The following is a 13,491-nucleotide window of genomic DNA, read 5'->3' on the forward strand; positions in this document are numbered from 1 at the left end:
TGGCCGAGGGGATGCTGAACGTTCTGGCGTGTTTTCTGTCTGGTGCCTTTGACGCGCGGCTGGAATTCGCGGTGCGCAGCTGGGCCTTGCAGGACGGCAAGGTCGGCACGCGCGTTGCGGCGGCGGACGAGACGCGGCTCTCGGCGCTGCGCGGGATGCTGGCGCGCTGGGGGCATGGGGAGCAGGAGGCCGACGTGCGGGCGCGGACCATCTACCTGACGCAGATCGGCTATATCTCGATGCGGGCGCAGGAAGGGCTGGAGACGCGGCTGGCGCGCATCCCGACCTATGTCGAGATCTATACCGGGCAGGCCGCCGAGCCGCGCGAGCTCGCCCGCTTCAACGCCCGCCTGGCCCCGGTGCCGCGATGAGGGCCGCGGGGGGCAGTCTCCGGGATGCCGGGCCGCCGCCCGGTTGCTCTGCCGGTTGCTTTCCCGGCGCCTTTCCGGGGCCTGCTGACGATATTGCCGCACGACATGCCGTTATCGTCGCATCCGGGGGCCGTCCCGGCTGGGAAGATGGCGCATCGGCGGCAAGCGGCCGCCGGCCGATCCATCCCAAGGCAGGTATGCCATTGCCCGACCCGGCCCCGACTGGACCCCGCTGCCCCCGCGCCCGCACCCTGCCGGGCCGCCCGGCTCGGGCTCTGACCCCGGTCCCAACCCCGGCCCTCGGCCGCGGCGACCCCGCTTTCGCGAGGGCCGTAGTGGTGGCATCGGCGGCGGCGCGCACGCCCGCCCCGATCCGCAGGACCCCGATCCGCATGGCGCCGCCCCTGCCGGCCTTGGGCCGCGGGCGGGGGCGCAAGACGGCAGGCCGCCCGTCCTGACCCGAACCAGCCACCCGGCCTTCCGCGACGGGCCGGGCAGCCATCATCAACGTCGCGACTGGGAGACGAGACCATGAAACGATCCTATCTTCTCGGCACCGCCTTCGCGCTGCCCTTCCTGGCGCTGGCCGGCCCCGCCTCGGCCGATTGCGGCAGCCTGACCATCGCCAGCATGAACTGGCAGAGCGCCGAGCTTGCCGCGGCGCTGGACGCCTTCGTGCTGGGCAACGGCTATGGCTGCACCGTCGAGGTGATCCAGGGCGACACGGTGCCGACGCTGACCTCGATGGTGGAGAAGGGCCAGCCCGAGGTGGCGCCGGAAGGCTGGGTCGACCTGGTGCCGGAGGTCATCCAGTCGGGGCTGGCCGAGGACCGGATCGTCGTGGCCGGCGACATCCTGACCGACGGCGCCGTCCAGGGCTGGTGGATCCCGAAATACCTGGCCGACGCCAATCCCGAGCTGAAGACCATCGACGACGTGCTGGCACGGCCCGACCTGTTCCCCGATCCCGAGGATGCCTCGAAGGGCGCCATCTTCAACGGCCCGGCGGGCTGGGGCGGCACGGTGATCACCAGCCAGCTCTACAAGGCCTTCGGCGCCGAGGCGGCGGGGTTCAACCTGGTCGACACCGGCTCGGCCGCCGGGCTGGACGGCTCGATCGCGCGCGCCTACGAGCGCCAGCAGGGCTGGGTCGGCTATTACTGGGCGCCGACCGCGCTTCTGGGCCGCTACGAGATGGTCCGGCTGGAGCACGGCGTGGCGCTGGACATGGACGAGTGGCAGAACTGCACCTCGAATGCCGATTGCGCCGAGCCGAAGAAGAACGACTGGCCCACCGACAAGGTGCAGACCGTCGTTGCCAAGGGCTTTGCCGACGCCGCCCCGCCCGAGGTGATGGACTACCTGTCCAGGCGCTCCTGGTCGAACGACACCGTGAACGCGCTGATGGCCTGGATGACCGACAACCAGGCCCAGGGCGAGGACGGCGCCAAGGAGTTCCTGCGGGGCAACGAGGCGACCTGGACCGAATGGGTCACGCCCGAGGCCGCCGAGAAGATCAAGGCGGCGCTCTGACGCGATCCCCGCGCGGCGGGGGGGCCGGCCGGCCCGCCCGCCGCCATGACCCGGCACCCCCATGCGCGAGGCCTCCATGACATCGTGGCTCACGTCCTTTCCCCAATTGAGCGATTCCCTGCTGCGCGCGCTGCAGCGCAGCATCGACAACGGTTTCCGCAGCTTCACCCGCAGCTACGGCGACCTGATCGAGGGCTTCTTCAGCCCCTTGCAGACCCTGCTGATCTGGTTCGAGCGGCTGCTTCTGGGCACGCCCTGGCCGGTGATCCTGCTGGTCGTGGCCGGCCTGGCCTGGGGCGCCAGCCGCAGCCTGCGGGTGGTGATCGGCTCGGTCCTGACGCTGGTGCTGATCGGGCTGTTCGGCATGTGGGCCGACACCATGAAGACCATCTCGATGGTGCTGGCCGCGACGCTCCTGTCGATCGCCATCGGCCTGCCGCTGGGGGTGCTGATGGCGCGCTCGGCCCGGGTGCAGCGGGTCGTCAGCCCGATCCTGGACATCATGCAGACCATGCCCAGCTTCGTCTACCTGATCCCGGTGGTGATGCTTCTGGGCATCGGCCGGGTGCCGGGGCTGATCGCGGTGGTGATCTATGCGCTGCCGCCGATGATCCGGCTGACCAACCTGGGCATCCGCCAGGTCGATCCCGAGGTGCTGGAGGCCACCGACGCCTTCGGCTCCTCCGCCTGGCAGAAGCTGGTCAAGGCGCAGCTGCCGCTGGCGCTGCCCACGATCATGGCCGGGATCAACCAGACCATCATGATGGCGCTGGCCATGGTGGTGATCGCCTCGATGATCGGGGTGCAGGGGCTGGGCCAGCCGGTGCTGCGGGCGATCTCGAACCAGTATTTCACGCTGGGGCTGTTCAACGGCTTCGCCATCGTCGGCATCGCCATCCTCTTCGACCGCATCAGCCAGGCCTGGGGCAAGCGGCTGCAGAAACATCGCGAGGCCAGCCATGACTGATCCGATCGGCATCGAGATCCGCAACCTCTACAAGATCTTCGGCGCGAACCCCCAGGCCCATGTCGCAGCGGTGCGCGCCGGCATGACCAAGGCCGAGCTGCAGGCCCGCCACGGCCATGTGCTGGGGCTCAGCGACATCAACATCCAGATCGCGCCGGGCAGCATCCAGGTGATCATGGGCCTGTCGGGCTCGGGCAAGTCGACGCTGATCCGCCACATCAACCGGCTGATCGAGCCCACCGCGGGCGAGATCGTGATCGAGGGCCGCAACGTCGTCGGGATGTCCAAAGACGAGCTGCGCGAATTCCGCCGCCACCGGACCGCGATGGTGTTCCAGAAGTTCGGGCTGCTGCCGCATCGCACGGTGCTGGACAATGCCGCCTACGGGCTGGAGGTGCAGGGCATGGCCGAGGCCGAGCGCTACCGCACCGCCATGCGCTGGATCGAGCGGGTGGGGCTTTCCGGCTTCGAGAAGAGCTATCCGAGCCAGCTTTCGGGCGGCATGCAGCAGCGGGTGGGCCTGGCGCGCGCGCTGGCCAACGACGCGCCGATCCTCTTGATGGACGAGGCCTATTCGGCGCTGGACCCGCTGATCCGCTACGACATGCAGACGGTGCTGCTGGATTTGCAGCAGGAGGTCAGGAAGACCATCGTCTTCATCACCCACGACCTCGACGAGGCGCTGCGCATCGGCGACCGCATCGCGCTTTTGCGCGACGGCTCGGTGATCCAGCAGGGCACGGCGCAGGACATCGTGCTGCGCCCGGCCGACGATTACGTGGCGAATTTCGTGCAGCATGTCGACCGCGGCAAGGTGCTGAAGGTCGGCGCGGTGATGCTGGCCCAGCACGGCTTCGACGCCCTGCCCGAGGCCAGTATCGCCACTGACGCCAGCATCGCCGAGGCCCTGCAACAGATGGCCGCCAACCGCCTCCAGGCCCTGCGCGTCCAGGACCCCCAGGGCCAGACCATCGGCGTCATCCCCTTCCAGGATGCCATCAACGCATATACAGGGAGCAAGGGGGAGGGGGCCGAATAGGCGCCCCGTGTCGACGGACTCGCGGCGGGGCGGCGTTCCGGGCTAGGATCGGGCAGCAGGGAGATGGGAGGGCCCAGGCGATGCATCTCGATCCGACGGCCGATCTGGGGACGCATGACGTTCTGAACCAGCCGGCGGACCCCGGCGACCGCGACCTGTGGCGCGATGATCCGCTGCTGCGCGCGATGCTGGCGGCGGGTGGCGCGCCGCTTGAAGGGCTGGCTCGCTATGGCGCGCTGCTGGGCCGGGCCGGGATGCGCGACGCCGCGCGCGATGCCAACCGTCATCCGCCCGAGCTTGTCCTGTTCGACAGCGGCGGCAGGCGGCTGGACGAGCTGCGCTTTCATCCCGCCTGGCACCGCTTCATGCAGGATTCCATCGCGGCCGGCTATCATTCGGTGGCATGGGAGGGCGGGCCGGCCGGCCACCTGACCCATGCCGCCATGGTCTATCTGGCCAGCCAGGTCGAGCCGGGCCATTGCTGTCCGCTGACCATGACCTATGCCGCCGTCCCGGTGATCTCGGCGGCCGGCGATCTGCCCGGCGACTGGCGCGCGGCGCTTCTGTCGCGGCGCTACGATCCGGCGGTGCGGCCGCTGGCGGCCAAGCAGGGCGCGACGCTGGGCATGGCGATGACGGAAAAGCAGGGCGGCTCGGACGTGCGCGCCAACACCACGCGGGCCGAGCCGGACGGCGCCGCCTGGCGGCTGACCGGGCATAAATGGTTCTGCTCGGCGCCGATGTCGGACGGATTCCTGACGCTGGCGCAGACCGGGCGCGGGCTGACCTGTTTCCTGGTGCCGCGCTGGCTGGAGGAGGGGCGCAACGCCATCCGCATTCAGCGCCTCAAAGACAAGCTGGGCAACCGCTCGAACGGCTCGGCCGAGATCGAATACCAGCGCGCCCTGGCCTGGCGCATCGGCGAGGAAGGGGACGGCATCCGCACCATCGTCGAGATGGTGCATCACACGAGGCTCGACACCGCCATGGCGCCGGCCGGGCTGATGCGGGCGGCGCTGCGCGAGGCGCATCACTGGGCCGCCTGTCGCAGCGCCTTTCAGCGCCGGCTGATCGACCAGCCCCTGATGCGCGCGGTGCTGGCCGATCTGGTGCTGGACTGGCAGGGCTGCCTGGCGCTTGGCCTGCATGTCGCCGCCAGCTTCGACGGCCGGGGCGCCGAGGATCGCGCATTCGCCCGCATCGGCGTGGCGCTGGCGAAATACCTGTCGAACAAGCTTTGTCCGCAGGTCGTCGCCGAGGCGATGGAGGTGCTGGGCGGCATGGGCTATGTCGAGGATACGCCCCTGCCGATGCTTTACCGCGAGGCGCCGCTGAACGGCATCTGGGAAGGTTCGGGCAACGTGATCTGCCTCGATGCGCTGCGCACGCTGGCGCGCGAGCCGCTGGCGGCCGAGATGCTGGCGGCGCGGCTGGATGCCGCCAAGGGGCTGGAGCCGGCCTATGACGCGGCGCTGGCCGCGCATCGCGAGTGCTGGGGCGGGGGCGTGCCCGAGGCCGAGGCGCGCTGGTTCGCCGAGCGCAGCGCGCTGTTGCTGACCGCCGCCGTGCTGCTGGCCCACGGTGATGCCGATCTGGCCGGGGCTTTCGTGCGCACCCGTCTTGGCGCCGAGCGGGGCCGCACCCCCGGCACCATTCCCGCGACCCTGGCCGAGCGCATCCTGGCCCGGGGGTTTCCGGTGGCGGAGTGATGCCGGTCAGCGCGACAGGTAGAAATCGGCGGCCCTGCCGACGGCGATTTCCATGTCGGGCGAGGCGCCGGCCATCACGTCCAGCGCGGCATAATCGGCAAGATCCAGCCCGCTTTCCTGCTCGATGGCGCGGATCGGCACCTGGCTGTCGCGGAAATCGCCAAAGACGAAACGCCCGCCCGCCGGCCGGGGCAGGTAATCCATCTGCGAGCGCCGATAGCCGATGGTCGTGAGTTCCCCCGTCCCGGCATGGACGAAGGCCAGGATATTCCAGAAGGCGATGGGGATCCGGCGATTGTAATAGACCGGGTCCCGGGCCGAGAGCATGGGGCCGGTGATGACCGCCACCTTCAGGTTGGCGCGGTCGGTATTGTCCAGGACGTAATCTTCGAGCGCAAGCCAGATGCCAGCGTTGAAGCCCTGCCGCTGCGGGGCGGCGTTGGTGATGTGGAAGGTGTCGGCATCGGCCTGTCGCGCGATTTCCGGCGTGCCCCAGTTCGGATCCTCGCGCCGGGTCATGTGGCCGCGGCTGAACAGGCCCTGCCGGTCGTGGCCATAGGCTTCGCGCAGGTTCTGCACTTGCGGGTCGATGCGCGGGTCGCGCCGCCAGACGTCGCTGCGCGGCACGTTGCGCTCGGACTGGCTGCCGTCGATGTTGCAGGCGCTGTAAAGCGGCAGGGCACGCGAACGCGACATGCGGACCGAGAAATGGGTATAGCGGATCTCGGTCTCGTCCCGGCCCGGATGCCGGGCCTCGGGGACCAGGCTGACCAGGTCATCCGCCCAGCGGCCCGGGCCGGGCAAGGGCAGGGGGTGATCCGGCAAGACGAAGCCCGGGTCGTAGCCCGGGCGGTCGCCATAGCTTTCCAGCGGCAGCAGCGCCTCGCTCACCCGCAGCGGGTCCAGCCCGGCGGGCGGGCCGAAGCCGTGCCGCATCAGCGCAACTGCGCCTTGTGCGGGGGATTGAGCCGAAAGATCTTTTCCTGCGCCAACTGCCAATGGGCAAGATCGCCCAGGCATTTGCGCACCTGGGTCATGCTGCCCCTGACCCGGATGGTGCCCGGCACGACCTCCTCGGCGGGCAGCGGCTTCAGCTGGTCCAGCACCTCGGCGGTTTCCTCGCGGCTGGGGTCGCGGTCATCGGAATAGACGAGCACGCAGCTCGGGGACTTCTTGTGTTGCGCCTTCATGGTCATCACCTCTGGGCCATCAACTCTGGTCGATCAGGCCGGCGCCTTCGTATTCGGGGCCGAAACCGATCGGAACGGCGTGGCTGTTCGCCATCTTCATAATGTCGTCGGAACGCTGCTGGTTGCGCTCTGCCGAAAGGATCTCGGGGGTGCGGGACAGCAACCGCGCCATCAGCCCGGCCACGGCGGGACAGGCCATCGAGGTGCCGTCCATCACCCCTTTCGAGGTCTTGTTGACCCAAGATATAATCCCCACCCCCGGTCCGATAAAGTCCACTTCCGGTCCGATATTGCTGAATCTGGCGAAAAAGCGGTCCTGGATGGGGGCGGGATCGTCTGCGACGTTGCGCCCGGTGATCGCGCCTTCGGGCCAGGCGTCCAGCATGCCGCCGGCCGAGACCGCCGCCACCACGCCCGAGCGCGCGGGGTATGAGACGGGCGACATGTAGTCGTTGCCGGCCGCCGCGACGCAGACCACGCCCAGGGCGCGGGCCCGCCGCACCTCGCGCGAGATCGCGATCGGCTCCGAGGACTGGCCCAGGCTCAGGTTGACGATGTCGCAGCCGTCCTCGACGGCCTGGCGGATGGCGCGGGCGATGGCGAATTCGCTGGCTCCGCCGTCGCCCTTTTCAAAGACGCGATAGGAATGCAGCGCGACCCCCGGTGCGACCCGCGCCACGATGCCGGCGACATGGGTGCCGTGGCCGATGCCGTTGTCGAACCATTCGTCGGCGGGCTCGGTCCCGGTGGTGTTCAGCCCGCGTTCCAGGTTCAGCCCCTTGGCGGGATCGACGCCGGTATCGACGATGGCGACGCGGACGCCGCGCCCGTCGGGCTTTTTCGCCGGTGCCAGCATCCGCTCCAGCCCGTCGGCGTAATCGTCCCGGATCGGGACCAGGGACAGGGTCAGGCCGGTCACGCCCTCTGCCTCGACGGGAATGTCCTCGGCGCCGCCGGGCCAGTATCCGGCCAGCGGCTGGCAGATCACCGCATCGATCCGGGTCTGGCCGGCGGGCAGGGGCGTGCGGAACCGCCCGTCCTTGTCCGTCACCGCATCCGAGATGCCGAAGCCGCGCCTCCTGTCCAGCACCACCACCACCGACGCCCCGGCGACCGGCTTGCCGCTGGCCGCATCCACGCAGCGCAGTTCAAGCTCCTTGGCCGAGCGGAAGGCGGCGGGCTTGGCCTCCTTGCGGATGATGTTGAGCCGCCCGTAGCGCAGCGGATAAAGCCGCAACTCGCGCCGCACGCGCAGGCCGGGATAGGCGCGCTGCAATTCGCGCGCCTGCTCGGGCGTCATGCTGACGAGCGAGGCTTCGTTCTCGCCGATCGAATCGAGCAGCCGGATGCGGCCGACCTCGGTATCCAGAAGCCGCAGGCGCGGCCTTATCGTCGGCGCCGAGCCCTCGCAGGCGCCTCGCGCCGTGCTGTCCGCGGGCTTTGCGCCCGATGCGCGGAACAGCTGCCGGTGCATGGCGCGGAACAGCCGGAAACTGGTGGTTTCCATGCTGTCGTTGAAGACGTTGTCGTCGGGGACGATCACATAGCGGGCGGTCTTTCGGGACATGCGCATCTGCTCCTTCCTGCAATCACAAGGCTACACCTTTGACGCAGTTTCGCCAGATGCGGTTTGCGGCCCGGCTGGCAGATGCGCCGGGCCGTGCCGATCAGCCGCATTTCGAATGGCCGCAGGAGGGGCAGGTCATGCAGCCCTCGATCATGCGCATGCCGTATTGGCCGCAGGCCGGGCAGGCCGGGCCGCGCGGACGTTCGCCCACCGCCATGACCTCGGCCTTGGGATCGGATTTCAGCCCCATCCCTTCGCCGGCCAGGAACCCCGTGGCGATCATGTGCCGCTCGATCACCCCGCCGATGGCGGCGAGGATCGAGGGCACATAGCGCCCCTCGATCCAGGCGCCGCCGCGCGGGTCGAAGACCGCCTTCAACTCCTCGACCACGAAAGACACGTCGCCGCCGCGCCGGAACACGGCCGAGATCATCCGCGTCAGCGCCACGGTCCAGGCGAAATGCTCCATGTTCTTCGAGTTGATGAACACCTCGAACGGCCGGCGATGCCCGCCCTGCACGATGTCGTTGATGGTGATATAGATCGCGTGCTCGCTGCCGGGGAATTTCAGCTTGTAGGTCGCACCCTCCAGCGCTGCCGGCCGGTCCAGCGGCTCGGTCAGATAGACCACGTCGGCGCCCTTGTCGGCCTGCGGCGCCTCCTCGGTCTTTTCGCTGACCGACAGGACCGAGCCGGTGACCTCGTTCGGCCGATAGGTGGTGCAGCCCTTGCAGCCCTTGTCCCATGCGGCCAGGTAGACGTCCTTGAAATCCTCGAATGAGATGTCCTCGGGGCAGTTGATGGTCTTGGAGATCGAGCTGTCCACCCATTCCTGTGCCGCCGCCTGCATGGCGACATGGTCCAGCGGCGCCAGCGTCTGGGCGTTGACGAAGTAATCCGGCAGCGGCGCGTCGCCCTTGAGGTCGCGCCACATCTGCACGGCGTAATCCACGACCTCCTCCTCGGTGCGCGAGCCGTCCTTTTGCAGCACCTTGCGGGTATAGGCATAGGCAAAGACCGGCTCGATGCCCGAGCTGACATTGCCGGCGTAAAGGCTGATCGTCCCGGTCGGCGCGATGCTGGTCAGCAGCGCGTTGCGGATGCCGTGCCGGGCCACCGCCTCGCGCAGATCCGCATCCATGCGGCGCATGAAGCCCGAGGCCAGGTATTTCTTGGCGTCGAACAGCGGGAAGGCGCCCTTTTCGCGGGCCAGATCGACCGAGGCCAGATAGGCCGAGCGCGCGATGGCCTTCATCCACACTCGCGTCTGCTCGACCGCGTCTGCTGCGCCATAGCGCAGGCCCAGCATCAGCAGCGCATCGGCCAGCCCGGTGACGCCCAGCCCGATGCGGCGCTTGGCCTGCGCCTCGGCCGACTGCTGCGGCAGCGGGAATTTCGAGGCATCGACGACGTTGTCCATCATCCGCACCGCGGTGCGGACCAGTTCGTCCAGCGCCTCGGGGTTCAGGCGTGCATGCGCGGTGAAGGGCGCCTCGACCAGCCGGGCAAGGTTGACCGAGCCCAGGAGGCAGGCGCCATAGGGCGGCAGGGGCTGTTCGCCGCAAGGGTTCGTCGCCGCGACGGTCTCGGCATAGTTCAGGTTGTTCTGCTGGTTGATGCGGTCGATGAAGATCACGCCCGGCTCGGCATAGTCATAGGTCGCGCGCATGATGCGGTTCCACAGGTCGCGCGCCCGAACGGTGTGATAGACCTTGCCGCCGAATTGCAGATCCCAGGGGCCGTCGGCCTTGACCGCCTCCATGAAGGCATCCGTGACCAGCACCGACAGGTTGAACATGCGCAGTCGGGCGCTGTCCTGCTTGGCCTCGATGAAGGCCTCGATGTCGGGGTGGTCGCAGCGCATCGTCGCCATCATCGCGCCGCGGCGCGAGCCCGCGGACATGATGGTGCGGCACATGGCGTCCCAGACATCCATGAAGGACAGCGGTCCCGAGGCGTCGGCGGCCACGCCCTTCACCTCGGCCCCGCGCGGGCGGATGGTGCTGAAATCGTAGCCGATGCCGCCGCCCTGCTGCATGGTCAGCGCGGCCTCTTTCAGCATGTCGAAGATGCCGGCCATGCTGTCGGGGATGGTGCCCATGACGAAGCAGTTGAACAGCGTCACCTCACGCCCGGTGCCGGCGCCGGCAAGGATGCGGCCGGCGGGCAGGAACTTGAAATCCTCCAGCGCGGCATAGAAGCGGTCCTCCCACAGCGCCGGATCCTTTTCGACGCGGGCAAGGTCGCGGGCGACGCGGCGCCAGCTGTCCTCGACCGACAGGTCGGCGGGCTGGCCGCCGCTGTCCTTGAGCCGGTATTTCATGTCCCAGATCTGTTCGGCGATAGGGGCTGAGAATCGGCTCATGGCGGGCGTCCTTGGTTCGTGGTCTGAAATGGCAAGCGGGTCTTATACAGCCGCACCCGCCCGGTTGAAGTCGGAAAAAGAGGAGAGGTTGGAATATAAGCGAAACCGGCGCAGATTTCCAGATTTTGCGTGCAGGCCGGCCGGCCGCGCAACCTATGGGGCAAGCTATTGCGCTTGCCCGCCGGTCAGTTCGTCGATCACGTTCTGCCACAGGCCCGCCGGCTGTGCGCCGGTGACGACATGGGTGTCGGCGACGATGAAGGTCGGGACCGAGGCGATGCCGCGTTGCCGGGCATGCATCTCGCGGCTGGCGATCTGGTCGCGGTCCTCGGCCGTGGCCAGAAGCCGGCGGATCATCCCGCCGTCCATGCCGGCCTTTTCGCCGATGAGGGCGAGCACGTCGGGGTTCGAGATGTTCCTGCCCTCGCGCCAATGCGCCCGCATCAGGCCGGACATGACCGGGGTCTGCACGCCCTCCAGCCCCGCCCAATAAAGCAGGCGATGGGCGTCGAGCGTGTTCGGCACCCGCTCGATCAGCGAGGGGTTGATCCAAAGGCCCAGCCGCTCGCTGGCCTCCATCACCGGCTTCATGGCGGCGAGGATGCCCTTCTCGTCGGTGAATTTCATCTTCATGTAGGCGACGTAATCCATGCCCGCCTGCGGCATCTGCGGGTCGAGGCGAAAGGGCTGCCAGGTGATGGCGAAGGGGTGGCCGGGCCGCCTTTCCAGCGCCTGGTCCAGTTCGGCCTTGCCGATCATGCACCAGGGGCAGACCGGATCGGCGAAGATGTCGAGGCGCACTTGGCCGGGCAGGGGGTCGGTCATTCAGCGATCCTTGCGATGAATGTCGCGCAGGGCGCGGCGGTTGATCTTGCCCGTCGGCGTGCGGGGCAGGGCGGGCAGGCGGATGTATTCGCGCGGCTGCTTGTAGCGCGCAAGCGTGGTTTCGGCCTGCTGACGCATCGCCTCGGGTCTGGCGGGGCCGGTCCAGAAGGCGGCGATGATGCTGAGGCCGGGGCCGACCGGCAGTTCGGCGGCGGCGACGTCCCCGGCATCGGGTAGGGCCGAAAGCGCGTCCTCGACCTCGCCCGGCGCGACGCGAAAGCCGCCGGCATTCATCATGTCGTCCGAGCGGCCCAGCGTGCGGATCGCGCCCTCGGGCGTCGCCTCGGCAAGGTCGCCGGTCAGGAACCAGTCGCCCTGGAAGCGGGCGGCCGTCTCTTCGGGCTGGTCGAGATAGCCCAGGAACAGGCCGGGATCCGAGCGGTGGACGGCAAGGATGCCGGGCGTTCCGGGCAGAGCTTCGGCGCCGGTTTCGTCCAGGATGGCGATGCGGCGGCCGGGCTGGGGAAAGCCTGCCGTGCCCTCGGGCGCCGGCCGGGCGGGGCTGCCGGACAGGAAGGTCGAGCATTCCGACATGCCCATCGCCTCGTGCAGGTCGGTGCCGGTGCGCGCCTGCCAGTCGCGGCGCAACCCGGGATCGAGCCTTTCGCCGGCAGAGAGGCCGTGGCGCAGCCCGGCCCATGGCTGCCATTCGGCGCGCAGCATGCGGCGAAAGACGCCGGGCGCGGCGGCAAGGATGGTGGCGCCGTGGCGGCTGGCGATCAGCGGGATCTGCTCGGGCGCGACGCCTTCGGCCGGGATCAGCGCGGTGGCGCCGATGGTCCAGGGATCCATGAGCCCGGTGCCGAGCGTGAAGGTCCAGTTGAAGGCGCCGGCATGCAGCAGTCGGTCCTGCGCGGTCAGCCCATACCAGCCCTGAAACATCATTTGGCGGGCAAGGATGGCGCGATGCGCATGGCAGACGGCGCGCGGCTGGCCCGAGGTGCCCGAGGTGAAGACGATATAGGCCAGGTCGTTGGGTGCGGCCTGCGCGAACCCGGCCGGCGGCAGCGCGGCGAAATCGGCGAGCTGTGCGGCGGGCAGCACCGGGGCCGGGTGGTCGGGCAGGGCGATACCGTCGTCGGCGACGATCATCGCCGGGCGGATCGCCGCGGCGATCTTGCCGATCTCGGGCGCGGTCAGCATCGGCGATGTCGGGACCGGGATGATGCCCGCGGCGATGGCGCCGAGATAGGTCACGGGGAAGCCGGGATTGTTTCCCAGCCGCATTAGCAGCCGGTCTCCGGGCGCGAGGCCGGATTGCAGAAGGCCGGTCGCCGTGCCCAGCACCGCCTGGCGCAGCCGGGCATGCGACCAGCGGTCGGCACGGCTGAGCCCCAGGACCGACATGGCCAGCCTGTCGGGTGCGGCAAGGCCCGCGCGCAGCACATGTTCGGCCAGATTCATCCCGTCATCCCCTGTGGTTCAGGCTTGGGGATAGAGGCTGGCGGCGCAGGTGGGAAGGGGGCTCCGCCCCTTCGTGGGACCGCTCCCGGGCGGGGTCGGTCCCGTGTCTGCCGGGATGTTTCGCAAGGGGAAACCGGAGAGGTGCAAATGAAAGCGGCCGACACCTGATGGGCCGGCCGGTTCCGAAATTCCGGGTGTCGCCGAATCAGAGCAGCTTCAGGTCCGAGGCCGAGCTGCGGCCGTCGCGGCCGGACTGCAGTTCGTAGGCGATCTTCTGGTTGTCGTTCAGGCCGGTCAGGCCGGCGCGCTCGACCGCCGAGATATGGACGAACACGTCCTTGCCGCCGTCATCGGGTGCGATGAAGCCATAGCCCTTGGTGGCATTGAACCATTTTACGGTGCCGGTAGCCATTATACCGTCTCTCCTTCAAGTCCTCCCGGGGCGAGATTGCGCCCGGGCC

At 68.9% G+C, this 13,491-nt stretch carries 11 protein-coding genes and 1 pseudogene; 5 read left to right on the plus strand and 7 right to left on the minus strand.

The genetic code is table 11. The features are described from left to right. From BLT64_RS23560 to BLT64_RS23580, 5 genes and pseudogenes are all read left to right on the plus strand, one after another. Nucleotides 1-371, plus strand: a pseudogene (locus BLT64_RS23560) (TetR/AcrR family transcriptional regulator); the annotation flags it as partial. Nucleotides 372-902: 531 nt separating this feature from the next. Further along, complete coding sequence (locus tag BLT64_RS23565; RefSeq protein ID WP_011747284.1) at nucleotides 903-1,904, plus strand: glycine betaine ABC transporter substrate-binding protein; 1,002 nt, start codon at nucleotides 903-905, stop codon at nucleotides 1,902-1,904. Nucleotides 1,905-1,980: 76 nt separating this feature from the next. Next, nucleotides 1,981-2,871, plus strand: a complete 891-nt coding sequence (locus BLT64_RS23570; RefSeq protein WP_011747285.1) for an ABC transporter permease — start codon at nucleotides 1,981-1,983, stop codon at nucleotides 2,869-2,871. After that, complete coding sequence (locus BLT64_RS23575) at nucleotides 2,864-3,910, plus strand: quaternary amine ABC transporter ATP-binding protein (RefSeq protein WP_011747286.1); 1,047 nt, start codon at nucleotides 2,864-2,866, stop codon at nucleotides 3,908-3,910. The genes BLT64_RS23570 and BLT64_RS23575 overlap by 8 nt, the downstream gene beginning before the upstream one ends. A gap of 80 nt (nucleotides 3,911-3,990) precedes the next feature. Beyond that, nucleotides 3,991-5,619, plus strand: a complete 1,629-nt coding sequence (locus BLT64_RS23580; RefSeq protein ID WP_011747287.1) for an acyl-CoA dehydrogenase family protein — start codon at nucleotides 3,991-3,993, stop codon at nucleotides 5,617-5,619. 6 nt (nucleotides 5,620-5,625) lie between these two features. Here the strand turns inward: BLT64_RS23580 and BLT64_RS23585 are convergent, their stop codons facing one another. The 7 genes from BLT64_RS23585 to BLT64_RS23615 all read right to left on the minus strand — a co-directional run bounded on the left by BLT64_RS23585 (nucleotide 5,626) and on the right by BLT64_RS23615 (nucleotide 13,442). Beyond that, nucleotides 5,626-6,555: a DNA/RNA non-specific endonuclease gene (locus BLT64_RS23585; protein ID WP_049792297.1), complete on the minus strand. Its 930-nt coding sequence runs from the start codon at nucleotides 6,553-6,555 to the stop codon at nucleotides 5,626-5,628. Then, on the minus strand, nucleotides 6,555-6,809 hold the full coding sequence (locus tag BLT64_RS23590; RefSeq protein WP_128492982.1) for a hypothetical protein: 255 nt from the start codon (nucleotides 6,807-6,809) through the stop codon (nucleotides 6,555-6,557). The genes BLT64_RS23585 and BLT64_RS23590 overlap by 1 nt, the downstream gene beginning before the upstream one ends. Before the next feature lie 19 nt (nucleotides 6,810-6,828). Further along, on the minus strand, nucleotides 6,829-8,376 hold the full coding sequence (locus BLT64_RS23595; RefSeq protein ID WP_128492983.1) for a S8 family serine peptidase: 1,548 nt from the start codon (nucleotides 8,374-8,376) through the stop codon (nucleotides 6,829-6,831). A 100-nt stretch (nucleotides 8,377-8,476) separates the two neighbouring features. Further along, nucleotides 8,477-10,741 carry an adenosylcobalamin-dependent ribonucleoside-diphosphate reductase gene (locus tag BLT64_RS23600; RefSeq protein WP_011747290.1) on the minus strand — a complete coding sequence of 755 codons (2,265 nt, stop codon included), beginning with the start codon at nucleotides 10,739-10,741 and terminating at the stop codon, nucleotides 8,477-8,479. A gap of 165 nt (nucleotides 10,742-10,906) precedes the next feature. Then, nucleotides 10,907-11,566, minus strand: coding sequence for a DsbA family oxidoreductase (locus BLT64_RS23605; protein WP_011747291.1), 660 nt, complete (start codon nucleotides 11,564-11,566; stop codon nucleotides 10,907-10,909). Then, entirely contained in the window at nucleotides 11,567-13,030 is a 1,464-nt protein-coding gene (locus BLT64_RS23610; RefSeq protein WP_011747292.1) for a class I adenylate-forming enzyme family protein, read from the minus strand. A gap of 205 nt (nucleotides 13,031-13,235) precedes the next feature. After that, complete coding sequence (locus tag BLT64_RS23615) at nucleotides 13,236-13,442, minus strand: cold-shock protein (protein WP_011747293.1); 207 nt, start codon at nucleotides 13,440-13,442, stop codon at nucleotides 13,236-13,238. Between the last annotated feature and the right edge of the window lie 49 nt (nucleotides 13,443-13,491).

This window comes from Paracoccus denitrificans, from assembly GCF_900100045.1.
GTDB classification, from domain to species: domain Bacteria; phylum Pseudomonadota; class Alphaproteobacteria; order Rhodobacterales; family Rhodobacteraceae; genus Paracoccus; species Paracoccus denitrificans.